The sequence below is a fragment of the Roseobacter sp. HKCC-CH-9351 genome (genome assembly GCF_037830295.1).
Lineage (GTDB): Bacteria > Pseudomonadota > Alphaproteobacteria > Rhodobacterales > Rhodobacteraceae > M30B80.
On sequence record NZ_JBBLYM010000001.1, the window covers coordinates 815868 to 835001 of the forward strand.

The 19134-nt window shown below is 55.1% G+C and carries 21 protein-coding genes; 9 read left to right on the plus strand and 12 right to left on the minus strand.

All coding sequences use genetic code 11. The features are described from left to right. Positions 1 to 5: 5 nt before the first annotated feature. On the minus strand, positions 6 to 1007 hold the full coding sequence (gene hslO, locus AAC632_RS04195) for an Hsp33 family molecular chaperone HslO (RefSeq protein ID WP_340297963.1): 1002 nt from the start codon (positions 1005 to 1007) through the stop codon (positions 6 to 8). A 373-nt stretch (positions 1008 to 1380) separates the two neighbouring features. On the opposite strand from hslO, the gene AAC632_RS04200 reads away from it, so the two are divergent. The 3 genes from AAC632_RS04200 (at position 1381) to galE (ending at position 3598) form a co-directional block, all read left to right on the plus strand. After that, the gene (locus tag AAC632_RS04200; protein WP_340298771.1) at positions 1381 to 2217 is read left to right on the plus strand and encodes a glycosyltransferase; all 837 of its coding nucleotides are present in this window, start codon (positions 1381 to 1383) and stop codon (positions 2215 to 2217) included. A 4-nt stretch (positions 2218 to 2221) separates the two neighbouring features. Beyond that, positions 2222 to 2509: a glycosyltransferase gene (locus AAC632_RS04205; RefSeq protein WP_340297962.1), complete on the plus strand. Its 288-nt coding sequence runs from the start codon at positions 2222 to 2224 to the stop codon at positions 2507 to 2509. 75 nt (positions 2510 to 2584) lie between these two features. Beyond that, entirely contained in the window at positions 2585 to 3598 is a 1014-nt protein-coding gene (gene galE, locus AAC632_RS04210; protein WP_340297961.1) for a UDP-glucose 4-epimerase GalE, read from the plus strand. Here the strand turns inward: galE and AAC632_RS04215 are convergent. Next, entirely contained in the window at positions 3595 to 4815 is a 1221-nt protein-coding gene (locus tag AAC632_RS04215) for an argininosuccinate synthase (protein WP_340297960.1), read from the minus strand. The two genes, galE and AAC632_RS04215, sit on opposite strands and share 4 nt — an antisense overlap. A 131-nt stretch (positions 4816 to 4946) precedes the next feature. Between AAC632_RS04215 and ilvA the strand changes: the two genes are divergently transcribed. After that, on the plus strand, positions 4947 to 6185 hold the full coding sequence (gene ilvA / locus AAC632_RS04220) for a threonine ammonia-lyase IlvA (protein WP_340297959.1): 1239 nt from the start codon (positions 4947 to 4949) through the stop codon (positions 6183 to 6185). Between the two features lie 10 nt (positions 6186 to 6195). On the opposite strand, the gene AAC632_RS04225 is transcribed toward ilvA, so the two are convergent. Together AAC632_RS04225 and AAC632_RS04230 are read right to left on the minus strand one after the other, a co-directional pair. Beyond that, complete coding sequence (locus AAC632_RS04225; RefSeq protein ID WP_340297958.1) at positions 6196 to 6396, minus strand: Hpt domain-containing protein; 201 nt, start codon at positions 6394 to 6396, stop codon at positions 6196 to 6198. A 6-nt stretch (positions 6397 to 6402) separates the two neighbouring features. Further along, entirely contained in the window at positions 6403 to 6852 is a 450-nt protein-coding gene (locus AAC632_RS04230) for an NUDIX hydrolase (RefSeq protein WP_340297957.1), read from the minus strand. Between the two features lie 158 nt (positions 6853 to 7010). Between AAC632_RS04230 and AAC632_RS04235 the strand changes: the two genes are divergently transcribed. Next, positions 7011 to 7982 (plus strand): KpsF/GutQ family sugar-phosphate isomerase, encoded by a 972-nt coding sequence (locus AAC632_RS04235; RefSeq protein ID WP_340297956.1) that lies wholly within the window; start codon positions 7011 to 7013, stop codon positions 7980 to 7982. Positions 7983 to 7986: 4 nt separating this feature from the next. Here AAC632_RS04235 and AAC632_RS04240 read toward each other — a convergent pair whose 3' ends face one another. The 3 genes from AAC632_RS04240 to AAC632_RS04250 all read right to left on the minus strand — a co-directional run bounded on the left by AAC632_RS04240 (position 7987) and on the right by AAC632_RS04250 (position 11002). Then, positions 7987 to 9291: a UDP-glucose dehydrogenase family protein gene (locus AAC632_RS04240; protein ID WP_340297955.1), complete on the minus strand. Its 1305-nt coding sequence runs from the start codon at positions 9289 to 9291 to the stop codon at positions 7987 to 7989. 37 nt (positions 9292 to 9328) lie between these two features. After that, positions 9329 to 10348 carry an NAD-dependent epimerase/dehydratase family protein gene (locus AAC632_RS04245; protein ID WP_340297954.1) on the minus strand — a complete coding sequence of 340 codons (1020 nt, stop codon included), beginning with the start codon at positions 10346 to 10348 and terminating at the stop codon, positions 9329 to 9331. Positions 10349 to 10429: 81 nt separating this feature from the next. Beyond that, positions 10430 to 11002 (minus strand): DNA-3-methyladenine glycosylase I, encoded by a 573-nt coding sequence (locus tag AAC632_RS04250; protein WP_340297953.1) that lies wholly within the window; start codon positions 11000 to 11002, stop codon positions 10430 to 10432. Between the two features lie 66 nt (positions 11003 to 11068). Here AAC632_RS04250 and AAC632_RS04255 point away from each other — a divergent pair, with 66 nt between their 5' ends. The 3 genes from AAC632_RS04255 to phbB all read left to right on the plus strand — a co-directional run bounded on the left by AAC632_RS04255 (position 11069) and on the right by phbB (position 14141). Next, positions 11069 to 11833, plus strand: a complete 765-nt coding sequence (locus AAC632_RS04255) for an EAL domain-containing protein (RefSeq protein WP_340297952.1) — start codon at positions 11069 to 11071, stop codon at positions 11831 to 11833. Positions 11834 to 12100: 267 nt separating this feature from the next. Then, positions 12101 to 13276 (plus strand): acetyl-CoA C-acetyltransferase, encoded by a 1176-nt coding sequence (locus AAC632_RS04260; RefSeq protein ID WP_340297951.1) that lies wholly within the window; start codon positions 12101 to 12103, stop codon positions 13274 to 13276. A 142-nt stretch (positions 13277 to 13418) separates the two neighbouring features. Beyond that, positions 13419 to 14141 (plus strand): acetoacetyl-CoA reductase, encoded by a 723-nt coding sequence (phbB, locus tag AAC632_RS04265; protein ID WP_340297950.1) that lies wholly within the window; start codon positions 13419 to 13421, stop codon positions 14139 to 14141. Between the two features lie 58 nt (positions 14142 to 14199). Here the strand turns inward: phbB and AAC632_RS04270 are convergent, their stop codons facing one another. From AAC632_RS04270 to AAC632_RS04280, 3 genes are all read right to left on the minus strand, one after another. After that, on the minus strand, positions 14200 to 14364 hold the full coding sequence (locus AAC632_RS04270) for a YdcH family protein (protein ID WP_340253059.1): 165 nt from the start codon (positions 14362 to 14364) through the stop codon (positions 14200 to 14202). Between the two features lie 116 nt (positions 14365 to 14480). Beyond that, complete coding sequence (locus AAC632_RS04275; RefSeq protein ID WP_340297949.1) at positions 14481 to 15248, minus strand: tRNA1(Val) (adenine(37)-N6)-methyltransferase; 768 nt, start codon at positions 15246 to 15248, stop codon at positions 14481 to 14483. Further along, positions 15245 to 15460, minus strand: a complete 216-nt coding sequence (locus AAC632_RS04280) for a putative signal transducing protein (protein ID WP_340297948.1) — start codon at positions 15458 to 15460, stop codon at positions 15245 to 15247. Before AAC632_RS04280 ends, AAC632_RS04275 begins: the two co-directional genes overlap by 4 nt. A gap of 68 nt (positions 15461 to 15528) precedes the next feature. On the opposite strand from AAC632_RS04280, the gene AAC632_RS04285 reads away from it, so the two are divergent. Further along, entirely contained in the window at positions 15529 to 16530 is a 1002-nt protein-coding gene (locus tag AAC632_RS04285; RefSeq protein ID WP_340297947.1) for a polyprenyl synthetase family protein, read from the plus strand. Between the two features lie 3 nt (positions 16531 to 16533). On the opposite strand, the gene AAC632_RS04290 is transcribed toward AAC632_RS04285, so the two are convergent. Next, positions 16534 to 17358, minus strand: coding sequence for a 4-(cytidine 5'-diphospho)-2-C-methyl-D-erythritol kinase (locus AAC632_RS04290; protein WP_340297946.1), 825 nt, complete (start codon positions 17356 to 17358; stop codon positions 16534 to 16536). After that, a complete protein-coding gene (locus tag AAC632_RS04295; RefSeq protein ID WP_340297945.1) occupies positions 17355 to 19046 on the minus strand; it encodes a tetratricopeptide repeat protein in 1692 nt (563 codons plus the stop codon). The genes AAC632_RS04290 and AAC632_RS04295 overlap by 4 nt, the downstream gene beginning before the upstream one ends. Between the last annotated feature and the right edge of the window lie 88 nt (positions 19047 to 19134).

Sequence of the window (19134 nt, forward strand, 5' to 3'; positions counted from 1 at the left end):
GCCGTTTACGCCTCTGGCACGGGTTTTGTCGCCTCGAACCCAAGGGTTTCGGGGTCGAATTCATAATGCGCCCCACAGAATTGGCAATCGGCCAAGACCTGCCCGTCTTCCGTGGTCATATGCGCGATATCTTTGGCCGAATAGATCGACAGGCTTTGACGCACCCGCGCCTCCGAACAGGTGCAGCCAAACCGTACTGGCAGCGGATCAAAGACGCGTGGCGATTCCTCATGGAACAGGCGCAGCAAGAGATCCGTCTGGCTGAGAGAGGGGCCAATCAACTCAAACGTGTCTACAGTATCAAGAAGGATATTGGCGCGGTTCCAATTTTCACCCTCATCCTCGTTGAGAAGATCGGTTGCGGCCAAAAGCCCTGCTTCCCCTGATCCGCCTTCGCCAGTCACATGCGGGCTTGCTTTGGGCATATGCTGCAGCATCACGCCGCCTGCGCGCCAATTCTCTCCCTCCTGCCCTGGGGTGGAGGAGCGACCATAGCCCAACATAAACCGTGTTGGTAACTGTTCGGATTGGGCAAAATAAGCCTCGGCACAACCGCGCAAGGCATCGCCCGTCAGAGGTGTGATGCCCTGATAGGGCGCGCTGCCCGTGCCTTGATCCAAGAGAAGTGCGAAATAGCCCTTGCCCGCCTGTGGAAAGGGTGCGGCGCTGTTGTCAAATTTGTCTTTGTCGTAACTCGCATAGGCACGGATGCGGGCGGGTTTCCCCTCGCTTTCAGGGGCATAAAAATCTGTCGCGATCAAACGCAGCGGGCCATCACCGCGTAATTGTAGCGACAATTTCCAACGCAGTTTTATGGTCTGTCCGATCAAGGCGGTCAAAAGCACCATCTCGGCAACCATAGCCTCAACCCCTGACGGGTAATCATGTTGGCTAAGAATCTGATCCAGCGTCTGATCAAGGCGCACCACGCGCCCCCGAATATCGGAAGCGTCTAATTGAAATGGTAAAACCACATCATCCCAAGCGGCATCAGCGCCAACACTCATTCTCTTTCGTCCTTCGCCTAAAATTATCGCGCCTTTTTTGTCAGGGTCAGCCAAAGGCCGCGCCCCGTCAACCGCGGTCTGCTTTCATATAGGTCGTCCAAGGGCAAGACCCAAACCACGCTTTGGGCCGCAAAGCCGCCATGCGGCTGCCACAATCTGGGCAAATTTCGATGGTCATTTGCGGGTCATAACTTTGACTTGGCTCTCATTGCGCGTGGCTTGCGCAAAAACCGCCTCAGGCTGCGAACGGGGTAAGGCGCATATGAAAATTTTGATGGTTCACCAAAATTATCCCGGTCAGTATCGAGAAATATTGTCTTGGTTGATTGCACAAGGTGGGCATGAAATTGTGTTTCTGACCTAAAGACAGGGCATTGCACCGCGCGATGGGGTCAAGAATGTCAGCTATCCAACCCATCACAGACCCTCTGAAGGCGCCTATGCCCTCAGTAAATATTGGGAAGAATGTTGTGGAAATGGCTGTGGCGCGGCCGTTGCGATGCAGGCGATAAAGGCCGAAGGGTTCACACCCGACATCATCTTGGGACATATCGGCTGGGGTGAGTTGACCTTTGTGCGTCAGGTTTGGCCCGCATGCCCCGTCATTGGATATTTTGAATATTTCTTTCTCAATGAGGGCGGCAGCGTTGGCTTTGATCCTGAATATCCGTCTCCCAAAGACACGCCCTATGTTATGCATGCGCGCAACGCGATGAACTTTGCCAATTTGGAAACAGTTGATCAAGCGGTTACGCCCACGAAATGGCAGCACGATACCTTTCCCAAAAGCTTCCATTCTAAATTTTACACCTGCCACGATGGCATCCGAACGGACAGGCTTATGGCTGATCTAGATGCCACAATCGGGCTGTCTCGGCTTGCGAAGAAACTGACGCGCGAGGATGAGGTTTTCACCTATATGACGCGCAATCTGGAGCCTATGCGCGATTTTCACCAATTCATGCGCGCTTTGCCGAAAATCCTAGAGGCGCGGCCGAATGCAAGGGCGTTGATCATTGGTGGCAATGAGGCCTCATATGGCAAGAAATCGGATATCCAAGGGGGCTATCGCGCGCAAATGGAGCAAGAAGTAGGCAAAGACCTTGATTGGTCGCGTGTCCACTTGTTAGGCCGTGTGCCTTATACGGATTATCGCACCATTATTCACCTCTCGCGCTGCCACATCTATTTGACGGTGCCCTCTGCTTGAATCGATGTCGATGCAAGCCCTGATTGTGGCCTCTGGCACGGCCCCCGTGCGCGAGGTGATCAAAGATGGCAAGACGGGGCTTTTGGCGGATTTCTTGAACCCTGATGAGATCGCTGAAAAGGCGATCCAACTTTTGTCGGATTACAAACTCGGTGAGAAACTCGGCAAAGCCGCCCGTGCCCAAGTGGTGAAGTCCTATGACTTTGAAAAAGTCTGCCTGCCTCAGCATCTGCGCCAGATCAATGCGCTGGTTCCAAAGGCCAAAGCGATCACTTTGCCCAAAGCCAAATAGCGATCAGGGGTTTGACCGCGCGGGTGTTTTCTGACAGCAGGATTGACAATACCGCAGTTTCCGCACGGGTGATCCATGGCAGAGCAAATTCTGGTAACAGGTGGGGCGGGCTATATTGGCTCGCATGTCGTGGTCGCTTTGCATGAGGCGGGCTATACCCCCGTCATATTCGATAATTTTAACAACGCCCGCCGCGATGTGCCTGTGCGTTTGGCGCAGATTATGGGCACGGCCCCAAGCGTTATTGAGGGGGACATCCGCGACAGTGCCTGCCTTGATCAGGCCTTTCAGGCACATGAATTTGGCGGGGTGATTCATTTGGCTGCCCATAAAGCGGTGGGCGAAAGCGTTGCCAAGCCATTGGCGTATTTTGATAATAACGTGGGTGGTTTTTTGAACCTCCTCGGCGCAATGGAGCGGGCAGGGTGTAAGCGCCTTGTGTTTTCGTCATCCGCCACAGTTTATGGTGAGCCTGATGAAACCCCAACGCCCGAAACTGCGCCACGCCGCGCGATGAACCCTTACGGGCGCACCAAAATCATCTGCGAAGAAATGTTGCAAGATCTGTGCGCAGCTGATCCGGAATGGGCGGTGGGTGTTTTGCGTTATTTCAACCCCGCTGGGGCGCATGGCTCGGCGCTGATTGGCGAAGACCCTGCGGATATTCCAAACAATCTGATGCCCTATATTGCCAAGGTGGCCACTGGCGCATTGGCAAAAATCTCGGTTTTTGGAAATGATTATGACACGCCCGATGGCACGGGCGTTCGGGATTATATCCATGTTGAAGATTTGGCCGAAGGCCATGTTCTGTCTTTGGCGCAGTTGCGGCAGGGGCACGGGCATTTGGTCAATCTTGGGACGGGGCGGGGGTATTCGGTCTTGGAAATGATCGCCGCCTATCAGCGCGCTACGAACCGCCAGTTGCCCTATGAGATTGTCGCGCGCCGTGAGGGGGATGTGCCAATTTATTGTGCCAAAACAGAAAAAGCCCGCGATCTGCTTGGGTTTGAAGCAAAGCGCGGGCTAGATGAGATGTGCGCCAGTTCTTGGGCTTGGATGCAGGCCCAAGAGCGCAGGAACGATTAACCTTTTAGGCGGCGATTGCGCGCGGCCAACAGTTTCAAGCGCAGCGCGTTCAGCTGGATAAAGCCCTGCGCATCTTTTTGATCATAGGCGCCCGCATCCTCTTCGAAGGTCACATGGGCCTCGGAATATAGGCTGTGATCAGACCAACGCGCCACAGTGCGTGCCGCTCCCTTATAGAGTTTGATGCGCACAGTGCCAGATACATGCTCCTGGCTTTTGTCGATCAGCGCTTGAAGCATTTCGCGCTCAGGGCTGAACCAGAAGCCGTTATAGATCAGTTCCGCATAGCGCGGCATGATGGAATCTTTCAGATGGCCCGCGCCGCTATCCAAGGTGATCTGCTCAATCCCGCGATGGGCCTCAAGCAAAATCGTGCCGCCTGGTGTTTCATAAATGCCGCGCGATTTCATCCCAACAAAGCGGTTTTCAACCAGATCAAGGCGGCCAATGCCGTGCTTGCCGCCCAATTCATTAAGCTTGGTCAGGATTGTGGCAGGGCTCATTGCGGTGCCATTGATTGCAACTGCATCACCGCGCTCAAACGTGATTTCCACCATTTCGGGCGTGTCAGGCGCGTCTTCAGGATGGACGCTGCGCTGATAGACGTAGTCGGGCGCTTCTTGTGCGGGGTCTTCGAGAACTTTCCCTTCAGAAGAGGTGTGCAGCAGGTTTGCATCCACTGAAAATGGGGCTTCGCCGTGTTTGTCCTTGGCGATAGGAATTTGATTTTTTTCTGCAAAATCCAGCAATTTTGTGCGGCTGGTCAAATCCCACAACCGCCACGGTGCGATGACTTTGATGTCTGGGTTAAGCGCGTAGGCGGCCAATTCAAAACGCACTTGGTCATTGCCCTTGCCCGTTGCCCCATGCGAGATCGCATCGGCCCCAGTGGCTTCGGCAATTTCAACCAAACGCTTGGAAATCAGCGGGCGCGCGATGGATGTGCCAAGAAGATAAAGCCCCTCGTAAAGCGCATTGGCGCGGAACATCGGGAAAACAAAATCGCGCACGAATTCTTCGCGGAGATCTTCGATGAAAATTTCGGACACGCCCAGCAATTCGGCCTTTTTGCGTGCGGGCTCCAGTTCTTCGCCTTGACCCAGATCGGCGGTAAAGGTCACGACCTCGCAGCCATATTCGCTCTGCAGCCATTTCAGGATGATGGATGTATCGAGACCACCTGAATAAGCGAGAACAACTTTCTTGGGCGCAGACATCGTTTAGCTCCGAATTTGAAAGGGATTGGCGCGCGATAACGGGTTTTGGCGAGGGACGCAAGTTGGTGCAGTATCCGCTTGGCGCATTGCGCAGGCTAGACAGGGGGCAATCTTTAAGGCAGGCCTAGGGAATGAATGATTTTAAAAATAATGCCAAAGCTGCCGAACAGGCTATGCGCGCCTTGTTTGCGCCCACGCCTTTGCAGAAAAATATTTATCTGTCAGAGCGCTATGGCGCGGATATTTGGCTCAAGCGCGAGGATCTTAGTCCTGTACGCTCGTATAAAATTCGCGGTGCCTTTAACGCAATGCGCAAGGCCTTGGCCGTGGATGCCATACGCCGGCAATTCGTTTGCGCCAGTGCGGGCAATCACGCACAAGGCGTGGCCTATGTCTGCCAGCATTTTGGGGTTGAGGGTGTGATTTTCATGCCCGTCACCACGCCACAGCAGAAGATCGCCAAAACCCGTGCCTTTGGGGGGGCCAATGTGCGCATTGAATTGGTTGGCGATTATTTTGATGAGACATTGGCCGCAGCGCAGGGATTTTGCGCGCGCGAAGGTGCTCATTTCCTTTCACCTTTTGATGATGAAGATGTGATTGAGGGGCAGGCTTCGGTGGCTGTTGAGATGGTCGAGCAACTGGGCCACGCCCCCGATTGCTTGGTGCTGCCTGTAGGAGGCGGGGGGTTGTCAGCGGGTATGTTGTCGTATCTCGGGCGTGATCAGGCAGTGACCTTGGTTGAACCTGTGGGCGGCCCAAGTCTGACCGCAGCATTGGCCGAGGGCGCGCCAAAGACGGTCAAAATTGAAGATACGTTTGTCGATGGCGCGGCTGTTGCGCGGATTGGTGAAAAAACCTTTGCGCGGCTCAATCATATCAAGCTTGAACGCGTGCATTTGGCACCTGAAAACCGGATATGCGTGACGATTCAAGAGATGCTCAACATCGAAGGCATTGTGCTAGAACCTGCGGGGGCCTTGTCGATTGATGTTTTGCCTGAAATTGCCGATGAGATTGCGGGTAAGTCGGTGGTCTGTGTGACCTCTGGCGGAAATTTCGACTTCGAGCGATTGCCCGAAGTCAAAGAGCGCGCAATGCGCTTCTTGGGCGTCAAGAAATATTTCATCTTGCGTATGCCGCAGCGCCCTGGGGCCCTGCGCGAATTTTTGAACCTGCTTGGCCCAGATGATGATATCGCGCGATTTGAGTATTTGAAGAAATCCGCACGCAATTTCGGGTCGGTTTTAATTGGGATTGAAACAAAAGACGCCGCGCATTTTCCTGATCTAATGGCGCGGATTGAGGCGCGTGGATTTGCCTGTCGCGACATTACCAATGACGAGGTTTTAGCTGAGTTTTTGATTTGAAAAGCGCGGTCTAAATCTCGGCGCCAAGTTGGGGGATATGGTACGCCAGCGCCGCAAGACCGGTCGAAAGCAGTCGGGTCAAACTGTCGAGATCGGCCTGTGTTGCGAGCCACTCACGATGTTCAAGTCTGTGGCAATATTCGCAAAAGCTGGTTAGGCCACGATTACTGGCCGCCCCGCGCAACGCATGAAATGCACGCGCTGCCGCCATGTTGGCTTATCGGCCATAATGGGCCAGGAGTTGCCGCACAAAATGCCGATCCCCTGACACGGCCAATAGCGTTTCAGCCTCGTCCCACGGCAGGAAAATCGCGCTATGGCCTGCCTCTGTTGGTTCCCCCATGCGGCGCCCCAGTTGGGCATAGAAGATGTGGCATTGTTTATGTGCGTGATAGCCATAATCGGGCATAAATGTGTGGCGATGAAACATCCCCAAGCGGCGAATTCCATGGATGCGATATCCCGTTTCTTCCAAAACTTCGCGATGCAAGGCTTGGATGGCGGTTTCGCCTGCGTCAATCCCGCCTCCAGGCAATTGAAATTCGGGGTCTGGATCCTCTTGGAATGTGGCCAGAATGCCATCACCTGCATCAATAATCGCATAGGCCCCTGCGCGGGGGCGGTGATACTTGTTTGGATCTGGCCACTTGCCAAAACGGCGGTTCATTTTATCCCCCCTCAGGTGCGACTTGCTTTGAGCACGACTTTGACAGGTGTATCCCGTTCTCAAAACCCCTCAAATGCATGTCAGACCCTGTGCAAAGCTTGATTTTTTGTCTAAGTCAGACCACAGCACGCCACACCAACCAGATCGGGCAAGAGATTATGACACAGCAGGATAAATTGGCCGCGATCCGCGACACCGCCGCCCGCGTTTTGAAAATTGAGGCGGATGCGGTGATGGCTTTGGCCGCGCATTTGCCTGCTGATTTTGACGGCGCGGTTGAGGCCATGCTGGCCACGAAAGGCCGTGTGATCCTATCTGGTATCGGAAAATCGGGGCATATTGCGCGCAAGATCAGCTCAACCCTTGCTTCGACTGGCACACCTTCGGCTTTTGTCCACCCTGCTGAGGCAAGCCATGGTGATTTAGGAATGATCACCCCTGAGGATTTGGTGATTTTGATCTCAAACTCAGGTGAAACGGCTGAATTGGGCGATATCGTGGCCCATGTGGCGCGGTTTTCAATCCCGATGATTGGCATATCAGGGCGCGAAGACAGCACATTGATGCGGGCGGCGCAGTATCGCTTGACCTTGCCTGCCGCGCCTGAGGCTTGTGTGATTGGGATGGCGCCGACAACCTCAACGACCCTGACACTTGCCTTGGGCGATGCATTGGCCATTTGTGTCATGGAGCAGCGCGGTTTTCGACCCGATCAATTCCGCACCTTTCATCCCGGCGGGAAACTGGGCGCACAATTGTCAAAAGTTGCGCAATTGATGCATGAAGGGGCGGCCTTGCCCTTGGTTCAGGTGACTACCCCGATGCCTGAGACCCTGTTGGTGATGACCGAGAAAAGCTTCGGTATCGTGGGGGTCTTGGACGGCGAAGGTCGCCTTGATGGGGTGATCTCAGACGGGGATTTGCGGCGCAACATGGCGCGGCTGATGTCCTGCACGGCTGGTGATGTCGCCACCAAATCCCCCCGCGTGACCGCCCCAGATGCCCTTGCTGCCGAGGCCTTGGCGGTCATGTCTGCGCATAAAATCACAGCCCTTTTCGCGTTGGATGATGAGCAACGCCCTGTCGGTCTGTTGCACTTGCACGATTGCCTGCGGGCAGGTTTGGCTTAAACCCTTAGCGTCCTATAGCGTCATAGGTGGCAAAGCCTGCGCTTAGCGCATCTTGGCGGCTGTATATATTTCGCAAATCGGCCATGCGCGCCTGCGCCATGCCCTTGGACAAACGGGTTAAATCCAGCGCACGGAACTCGTTCCACTCAGTTAGGATCACCAAAAGATCGGCGGCTTCCGCAGCGGTATAGGGGTCATCGCACCATGTCACATTTGGCAACAGATGTTCCCCTTCGCGGTGGCCTTGCGGGTCGACCACACGCACGGTCGCGCCACCGCCCACAAGAGCGGGCACAATGGTAAGCGAAGGCGCATCGCGCATATCATCGGTGTTTGGCTTAAAGGTTACGCCCAGCACGGCGATTTTCTTGCCATTGAAACTGCCATCGCACAGATCACGCAGTTTTTCGATCATGCGCAGTTTAACTGCGTCATTCACGCGGATCACTGTTTCCACAATCTGTTGGGGAGCCGCAAAATCCTGACCAATCCGCGCCAAGGCTTGGGTGTCCTTGGGGAAACAAGACCCACCATACCCTGGCCCTGCATGTAGAAACTTATTTCCAATGCGCCCATCAAGCCCCATACCTTTTGAGACTTCCTTCACATCCGCGCCGACTTTTTCGCAGAGCGCGGCGATTTCATTGATGAAGGTGATCTTGGTCGCAAGAAAGGCATTGGCCGCGTATTTGATCATTTCCGCCGATTCCAAATCGGTGGTCACGATTGGAAAATCGCGCAGATACAGGGGGCGATAAATCTCGGTCATAACCTTGGCTGCGCGCTCTGATTGCACGCCAACCACAACGCGGTCTGGCTTCATGAAATCATCAATTGCGGCCCCTTCCCGAAGAAACTCGGGGTTTGAGGCAACATCAAACTCCGCCTTTGGATTGGCCTGTGCCACAACCTCTTGCACCTTGCGGTTGGTGCCAACAGGCACAGTCGATTTCGTCACCACCACGGCGTAGCCTGTCAGCGCGCGCCCGACTTCTTCGGCGGCGGCCATGACATAGGTGAGATCAGCATGGCCATCGCCCCGCCGCGTGGGCGTGCCAACAGCAATAAACACAGCATCTGCCCCATCCACAGCTTGCGCCAAATCCGTTGTAAAGGACAGCCGCCCCGCCTCGACATTGCGGGCCATTAAATCCTCAAGGCCAGGCTCATAAATTGGAACCTCACCCTTATTCAGTTTAGCGATTTTTTCTGGGGCTTTGTCGACACAGATCACCTCATGCCCAAAATCCGAGAAGCAGACCCCCGAAACCAAGCCAACATAGCCTGTACCAATCATCGCAATCCGCATGGTTTAATGTCCTTTTTTGGCCAATCTTGTTCTCGTCCTAGCATCGATAATAATCGCGATACCAGTCCACAAACGCGGCAACCCCGTCTTGCACTGCGGTTTGTGGCTTGTAGCCTGTTAGGCGCATCAAAAGGCTCGCATCAGCCCATGTGGCAGGCACATCGCCTGCTTGCATATCCATGAAATTCTTTTGCGCCTCGATCCCAAGACGCGCTTCTATGGCGGCGATGAATTCCATCAAAGGCACTGATTGTGAATTTCCGATATTCACAATGCGATGGGGCGCAACAGGTGAAAGGCTATCGCCTTCAGCAATCTCAGTAGCCGCGTTGGGGCGGGTCGGGATGGCATCGATCAGACGCATAATCCCATCAACCAGATCTGTGACATACGTAAAATCACGGGCCATCTCGCCATGATTGTAGACATCAATTGGCTTACCTTCGAGGATCGCCTTGGTGAATTTGAACAGCGCCATATCAGGCCTGCCCCATGGGCCGTAGACCGTGAAAAACCGAAATAACGTGGTGGGGATGTCAAAGAGATGGGCATAGGAATGCGCCATCACTTCGTTGGATTTCTTGGTTGCCGCATAGAAAGACATCTGTGTGTCGCATTTTTGCGTTTCGGCATAGGGCATCGTCTCGTTCGCGCCATAGGCGGAGGAGGTCGAGGCGATCAGTAAATGTGCGGGCTTGTGATGGCGCGCGGCCTCAAGCACGCGGAAGGTTCCGATCAAATTGGCTTCGACATAGCTTTCGGGGTTGTCGATGGAATAACGCACCCCCGCTTGCGCGGCGAGGTGGATCACCGCGTCAGGATGGAAATCGGCCATGAGCCCATCCATGACACCCGCACCCTCAACCCGATCATGCACAACGTGGAAATTGGGCGACTGGTTCAGCATCGCCTCGCGGCGTTCTTTGAGGGTGACATCATAGTAATCGGTCATGGCATCTAGGCCCAGAACCTCCCACCCATCGGCCAAGAGACGCTGCGACAGGTGAAACCCGATAAAACCAGATGAACCTGTTACCAAAGCGCGCCGTGTGGCCATGTCATGTCCTCGATTGTCGTTTGGGTTTCCCTAACAGGGAAAGCCTTGAATCTCCAAGAGACAAATCCGCGCTTTTGGGGGCTATGTGATATTTGGCGCAAAGGCACAGGTTGCAAAATGGTCATTCACAAGCCCACTGGCTTGCATAAAGGCATAAACTGTTGTGGGGCCGCAGAATTTGAACCCTGCCTGCTTTAGGGCCTTGGACAGCGCCACCGAGGTTGCGGTTTGTGCTGGAACATCACCAAGGGTTTGGGGGCGGTTTATCTGCGGGGTGTGATCCACAAAACCCCAGATAAATTTTGAAAAGCCAACCTCAGCCTCAAGTTTGAGATAGACCTGTGCATTTGTAAGGGTGGCCTCAATTTTACCGCGGTGGCGAATGATGCCTTGATCTTGCATCAATCGCTCAATATCCGCTGCACCCCATTTGGCAAGTGCATGGGGATCAAACCCTGCAAAAGCAGCGCGAAAATTCTCGCGCTTTCGCAGGATCGTGATCCAACTTAGGCCTGCTTGGAACCCTTCAAGACACAAGTTTTCAAACAGCCCGCGGCTATCATAGAGGGGCCGCCCCCATTCTTGGTCGTGATAGGCGATATAGTCGGGATCGCCCAAACACCATGCGCAGCGAATTATCGTTTGATCATCCATAATCTGCCCTTTTGTTCACCTCACATTAAGAGTTGGCACGGCACATCTACAAGGCAGCAATTGGAGATGACCATGACCGTGCCGCGCAGTGATTTTGCAAATCCTGATTTGGCCAGCCCTTTCGCGGTTGCCATGACCGATATGCGGCGCGGGGCAATCTCCCTAGTCGAAGGGGCTTTGAGGCGGGGGGATGTCGCCTTGGCATTTCAGCCGATTATGCGGGCCCATGGGAGAGGCCCTGCCTTTTACGAGGGGTTGGTGCGCTTATTTGATGAGGCGGGGCGGCTGATCCCCGCCCGCGATTTTATCATGGAGGTTGAGGCCACAGAACTTGGCCGCAGGCTGGATTGCGCGGCCCTTGCGATAGGGCTTGCAGCGATACATGAAGCGCCGCATCTGCGTCTTGCGGTGAATATGTCAGCCCGCTCTATCGGCTATGCGCCGTTTCATAAAATTCTGGCCGCTCATATTGCTGCCCATCCGCAAGATTTGGAACGTTTGATCCTTGAGATCACTGAGACAAGCGCGATGCAGATGCATGAATTGGTGAAGCCGTTTATGCGGGATCTGCACGCGAAGGGGGTCAGCTTTGCCTTGGATGATTTTGGGGCAGGGAATACTGCCTTGCGCTATTTGCGGGACTTCTCGTTTGATATTCTGAAGGTTGATGCGCAATTCGTGGCGCATGTCGCCGATGATCCCGACAATCAGGTTTTATGTTCTGCGATCCAATCCGTGGCACGCCATTTTGATATGCTGATTGTGGCGGAAGGGATTGAGAACCCTGCCGATGCCGATTGGCCGTCGCGGGCGGGCTTTGATGGGTTGTAAGGATATGTATATGCCGTGCCCAGTTTGGAAAAGCCGTGGCTGAAGGAAACCGCCCCTATTCGTCCCTCTATTGCCGCGCCACGGCGGGTGCGTCCTGGGCCGCGTTAATCTGTCAATTGCGTAGATGTCTAGCAAGCGCGACAACAAAGTCTGTTGTCGGTTGAGCGATGAAGGCCTATCACTAGAACCGGAGGAAAAAATTTCGGCCCCGCGGCCCTCTCCTCTCCGCCACGGGGTCGGCAGGGATAGGTCAGGAAAGGACGTCTAATGACCAACGTGGTGATTGTTTCTGCTGCACGCACAGCGGTAGGTAGTTTTCTGGGATCATTTGCAAATACGCCTGCCCATGAACTTGGGCGCGTTGTGCTTGAGGCCATTGTGGCCCGCGCAGGGATTGATAAATCCGAAGTGTCCGAGACAATTTTGGGTCAAGTTTTGACAGCGGCACAAGGTCAGAACCCCGCGCGTCAGGCGCATATTAATGCAGGTTTCCCACAGGAAGCAGCCGCATGGAGCATCAATCAGGTCTGTGGTTCAGGTTTGCGTTCAGTCGCAATTGGGGCACAGCACATCATGTTGGGTGACGCTGCAATCGTTGCCGCTGGTGGTCAAGAAAATATGTCGATGAGCCCCCATGCAGCCTGCCTGCGTCAGGGCCAGAAAATGGGTGATTTGGCCTATATCGACACAATGATTCGTGATGGTTTGTGGGACGCGTTTAACGGCTATCACATGGGCCAGACCGCTGAGAATGTCGCCAACCAATGGCAAATCAGCCGCGAGGCTCAGGACGAATTTGCGGCTGCGAGCCAGAACAAGGCCGAGGCGGCGCAAAAGGCGGGTAAATTCGTCGATGAAATCACCCCTGTTGCGCTGAAAACCCGTAAGGGCGAAACCGTTGTCGATAGCGATGAATATATCCGCCATGGCGCAACAGTCGAAGCGATGGCAGGCTTGCGTCCTGCCTTTGCAAAGGATGGCTCTGTGACAGCGGGCAATGCCTCGGGCCTCAATGATGGCGCTGCCGCGGTGTTGTTGATGTCGGAAGAAGACGCGCAGAAGCGCGGTCTCACCCCGTTGGCGCGCATTGCTTCTTATGCCACTGCAGGTCTTGACCCTTCGATCATGGGTGTTGGCCCGATCTATGCGTCACGCAAGGCATTGGACAAAGCGGGGTGGGCTGCTGCTGATCTTGATTTGGTTGAAGCCAACGAAGCCTTTGCTGCGCAGGCCTGCGCTGTGAACAAGGATATGGGGTGGAACCCTGATATTGTGAACGTGAATGGCGGCGCGATTGCCATTGGCCACCCGATTGGTGCATCTGGCTGTCGTATCCTGAACACGCTCTTGTTCGAAATGCAGCGCCGTGATGCGAAAAAAGGTCTGGCGACCTTGTGCATCGGCGGCGGCATGGGCGTGGCCATGTGCCTTGAACGCCCCTGAGGCAACTTATTGGGGTATTTCGCAAGGGGCGCTTTCGGGCGCCCCTTTTTGCACCCGCAAAATCATATGCGAAACAATGTTGCGCACGCAGCACATCTATCGTAGCAACGCTGCACAGATCTAGGCCTGATCGGAGGAAGATATGGCAAGAGTAGCATTAGTAACAGGTGGCAGCCGCGGCATTGGGGAGGCAATATCCAAGCGTTTAAAGGCCGAAGGCTATGAGGTTGCTGCAACCTATGCGGGCAATGATGAGAAAGCTACGGAATTCACCAAAGCCACAGGCATCAAAACCTATAAATGGAATGTTGGCTCTTACGAAGATTCCGCTGCGGGTATCGCCAAGGTTGAGGCTGATCTGGGCCCAATTGATGTTGTTGTCGCCAATGCGGGTATCACCCGCGATGCGCCTTTCCACAAAATGACGCCCGAACAATGGCATGAGGTGATCGACACCAACCTGACGGGTGTGTTCAACACGGTTCATCCGATTTGGCCTGGAATGCGCGAACGCAAATTTGGCCGTGTCATTGTGATTTCTTCGATCAATGGCCAAAAGGGCCAGTTTGGCCAAGTGAATTATGCCGCGACCAAGGCAGGCGATTTGGGGATTGTGAAATCTCTGGCCCAAGAAGGTGCGCGCGCAGGCATTACGGCCAACGCGATTTGCCCCGGCTATATTGCAACCGAAATGGTAATGGCGATCCCTGAAGAGGTGCGCGCGAAAATCGTTGCAGGCATCCCAGCGGGTCGCTTGGGTGAACCTGACGAAATCGCCCGCTGCGTGGCCTTCCTTGCATCTGATGACGCAGGGTTCATCAACGGATCGACCATCTCCGCCAACGGGGCGCAGTTCTTCGTGTAATCACGAGGCTGATGAAAAAACCGCCCCTCACTGTGGTGGGGGGCGGTTTACTTTTGGTTCAGCCGTCTAAGCGGGCAATTTCTTCTTTGATTTTGAGCTTTTGCTTTTTCAGCTCGCGGATTTCTGATCCATCCATGCTTGGACTTCGTTGCGCTTCTTCCACGCGTTTGGAGAGGGTTTCGTGCTTCTTCTTGAGTTGCTGCAAATGTCCGTTCAGTGACATGGTCAAATCTCCTCTCGTTGATGTTCGACAGAATCAGTGCACCACGGATTTTGAGTCGTGTCACGCATTCCCTTCATAAAACTGTCATGATGCGCGGCAGTTTGCCGATGCTGGTCTTATGGCCAGTTGATCGCCGCACCTTGGCGCAGAACGGCGCGGGCGGCATCCGAATAGTCATCGCCATCCTTTTCATGGGCCGCGCCCGCATGAATGACGAAGGGCGGGCAGAGGGTGGCAGGTGTTTTCGCCAATTTTCGCGCGCGGATCACCACGCGCTTTGCGGTTTGCCCTGCGCGGGATTGCAGGGGCAAAATGGAAATCGCGCCAAATTTCTCGGCCTGAAGGGCCGCCAATATTTCTGGCAGACGTTCAGCGATGTGGATAAGGGTCAGCCATCCTTGTGGCTTTAGGCGTTTTTTTGCGCAGCTGATCCAGTCGCTTAACCCTGTTTCCTCTCGCCGTGCTGCTTCACGTCCTGCATTCTTGGCCCCTGTTCCATCCCCTGTCGCGAAAAAAGGCGGGTTGGCCATGACATGATCGAAAGTTTCGGTCAGATGCCGTGACAGGGTGGTTAGGTCTGCAACCACGACCTCTAAGGGAAGGGCGGCATTGTCGGCATTGCGCCGTGCAAGCTGCGCATAGTTTTCCTGCCGCTCAACCCCGATCATGCGTAAGTCAGCAACACGCTTTCCCAAAGCTAGGCTGGCTGTGCCAACCCCGCAGCCCAATTCCAACACGGATTGACTCGCTTGCGCCGGACAGGCTGCCGCCAAAAAGATCGGGTCTGTGGCGGCGCGATAGCCTGTGCTTGGCTGGTAGATCCGAAGCGCGCCATCCAAAAAACCATCGCAGGTCAGATCATCGTCCGAGAAAGGCACGCTCATGGGCTGACCTCTAAACCATTATCGCGCAATGCGATGCGCGCTCTGTGCAAATCCTGCCGCCGCACCATCAATCGGCGCGGCAATATGCCAATGGAGCCTTCAAGCAGGCTCATATTTACGTCAAACTCGAACCCCTCTATACCCTCGCCAGATAAGATGACGGAGGCAAAGGCGATGACCGTTGGATCGTTGCTGCGCAGAACTTCATGCATCAGGTTGATTTAGGCCCCCCGATCGCGTCTGTCGAGAGAGGCTGCGGGTCACGGGAGAAAGAGAATTCATGTCGCTAGACAATGCCAGTGCAAAACCGCATGAGCGTTTGGCCGCCCATCTTGAGGCGGAAATGGGCGCTGTGGATCAGTTGATCCGTGAACGCATGGCTTCGCGGCACGCGCCACGCATTCCCGAGGTGACGGCACATTTGATTGATGCAGGCGGAAAGCGTATCCGCCCGATGCTGACTTTGGCGGCGGCCAATCTGTGCGGATACGAAGGCGAGGGCCATATTAAATTGGCCGCGACCGTAGAGTTTATCCACACGGCTACGCTGTTGCATGATGATGTGGTCGATGAAAGCAACCAGCGCCGTGGTCGTCCGACTGCGAATTTGCTTTGGGACAATAAATCTTCGGTCTTGGTCGGCGATTATCTATTTGCGCGCGCGTTTCAGTTGATGGTTGAGCCACAAAATTTGGATGTTTTGGAAATTCTCTCCAATGCTGCGGCAACGATTGCGGAGGGCGAGGTTCTGCAGATGACCGCCGCGATGGATATCACCACCAGCGAGGACACCTATATGCAGGTGATCCGCGGCAAGACTGCCGCCCTGTTTCAGGCGGCCACCGAGTCGGGCGCCGTTCTGGCGGGGCGCGGTGATGCAGATCGTGAGGCCCTTGCCCAATATGGCGATGCGTTGGGCGTTTCCTTCCAGATCGTTGATGATCTTTTGGATTGGGGCGGTGCTTCGGGGGCCATGGGCAAGAATACGGGCGATGATTTCCGTGAGCGGAAAATGACCCTGCCCGTCATTCGTGCGATTGCTAAGGCCGATGCAACCGAGCGTGAATTCTGGGCGCGCACGATTGGACGCGGGGATCAGGGCGAAGGGGATTTGGAACAGGCCTTTGCCATTTTGACCCGCCATGGTGCGCTTGAAGAAACCCGCGTTGAGGCCTTGCGGTTTGCGGATCACGCAAAGACATCTTTGGCCGGCCTTCCTGATCATCCCTTGCGCGATATGATGCGCGACTTAGCGGATTATGTGGTTGCGCGGATCGCGTAATCCTTAACGGAGAACTGCACCCGTTTTGACCCACCAGTGCGGCTTGTTGGCCGCGAGGTCTGCGGCGGCCTTTTCAGCGGCAACCGCGCTGTCATAAAGGGCAAAGCAGGTGCTGCCTGATCCGCTCATACGGGCCATACGCATGTCTTTGGTGCGGCGCAGTTCTGCCAAAACAGTGCCAATCTCTGGGCAAAGGGCGATGGCGGGGTCTTGTAGATCATTGCGTTGCGCGGCGATCCAAGTCCAAAAATCATCATGCCATGCCGAAAGTGCGGGATTGGTCTTGGTGGTCAGCGCGGCAAATACAGATGGTGTGGCCAGTGGCAGATTGGGATTGACCAAAACCGCCCAAAGTGGCGGCAGCGTGGGCGCGGCGGTGATTTCATCGCCAATGCCGCGCATATAAACGGGCGCAGTTTCAAGGCACACTGGCACATCTGCGCCCAAAGATAGAATCCCATCGCGCGGGGGCAGATCGCATCCCCATAGGTCTGCAAGCCCCTGCAAAGTGGCTGCCGCATCGGCAGACCCACCGCCAATACCTGCGCCATGGGGCAGGTTTTTGACCAGATGGATTGCAGCACCTTGGCCCTTTAAGCGCGGGAAAAGACCCGCCGCTTTCAGCACCAAATTACGCTGATCGGTGGGCACACCCTCGGCAAAAGGGCCTGAAACTGTGAGGGTAACTTCCTCTGCTGGGCTGATTTCAAGGTAATCTGCCACCTCAACAAAGCACACAAGCGAGTCGAGTAAGTGATACCCATCCGCCCTTTGGCCCACTACATGCAAAGCCAGATTGAGCTTGGAGCGTGCGGGGCGCAGGGTCATTTCCCTTCGACCTCGCGTTGCTGAACCGCATCCAGACCGAGCTCAAGTTTCAGTCTGATCCGCTCAGCATCTTCTTCGGTCGGTTCAAAGGACAGCGCGCGTTCCCATTGGAACCGCGCCTCGCGTTGACGGCCAACCTTCCAATACACATCGCCCAGATGATCATTGACGATCGGGTCAGTGGGCAGCAATTCTACCCCGCGTTCCATTGGCGCGACTGCCTCCTGATAGCGACCAAGGCGGAAATAGACCCAAGCAAGGCTGTCTACGATATAACCAGACTCGGGTTCTAGCGCGACCGCACGTTCGATCATCGTCAACGCCTCGTCTAGATTGCGGCGTTGTTCTACCAAAGAATAGCCTAAGTAATTCAACACGGACGCTTGGTCAGGGCTTAGGCGCAGCGCCTTACGGAAATCTGCTTCGGCTGCACCCCAATCATCGGTTTGTTCATAGCAAATCCCGCGCGCATAAAACAGGAACCAGAACCTTGGATCTTCTTGATCAATCAGCTCTACCGCTTGGCTATAGGCCGCTGCGGCCTCGGTGAACCGCTCGTCACGGCGCAGCAAATCGCCAAGCTGTGCATGAACGGCAAAGGGCTGTGGCTCTGCGGCAATCACGTCTTGCAGGGTTGTGATCGCTTCATCACTGCGGCCTGTGCGTGCAAAGGCATCAGAACGGCCAATCGTTGCCTCAAGGGCTAAGGGGTGATCTGCAGGCACGGCACCATAGATCTCAACCGCCAGCTCGAACTGGCCCGTTTCCACCAATAGATCACCGCTTAAAAGCGCGGCCTCCAGATGATTGGGGTCAATGTGATAGGCCGCTCGTGCGTAAATCAGCGGCAGGGTCGGCCCGCTCTCGCGCCCCAAGGCCTCGGCCAATGTGAAGAAAACCTCCGCCAAACCTTGCTGCGGGGTGACGACAAAATCATAGCTGCGGGTTGGATTGGTCGCGATGTCATCCCGCAGGGCCGCAAGGCTGAGATCACGATTTTGGGACAAGATGCCGTCCAACATCGCCACAGCGTCATCCGCGCGGTCAAGTTGCACCAAGGTTTGCGCATAGGCCCGCAGGATGCGTGATCCTGCTGCGCCCAGATTGAATTCCACGCCCTCATAAATCTGTGCGGCACCCTCAAAATCGCCGACCGCACCACGGGCGAGGGCCAAGTGGTAATAGGCGAGATCGGCAAGTCCCTGATCCCCCGCAAGCCCATTAAAACTGTCGCTTGCGAGATCCATTTGGCCCTGTGCAAGGTAAAGCCAGCCCGCAATCAGATCGTCCACCAATAGACCCGCGCCCCGCTCAGCACGGATGCGGGTGAATGCGGCCTCAACATCGCCGCTCTGCAAAAGGTCGACCAAGATCGCCAAATCTGCCAATTCACGGCTTGGATTGTCGTCCTTGATGGTGGTTGAAATCTCGGCGGCTCGTGACCAATCCCCCAGGGCCGCATGGGAAAGGATCGCATTGATGGCCAAATCCCCATTCGTGCGATCTAAGGCTAGTAATTGATCCAGATAATTCGCTGCAACCCGATAGTTGCTTTCGTTCAGCGCATGGCGCGCAGCGAGATAGGCCCCCGCGCTTGTGTCACGGTTCACAATCTGCGCCTCGGCCTTGTGTATTTGCCCGCCGAAAGACAGGGCAAGGATCAAGGCTGAGGCTGTCAGGTGACGCATAGGGTGGCTCCCGTTTATATGTGACTGAGATTAGGGGCTTGATCGGATGAAAACAATGGCGCGACACCCGATAAAGATGCCGCGCCCT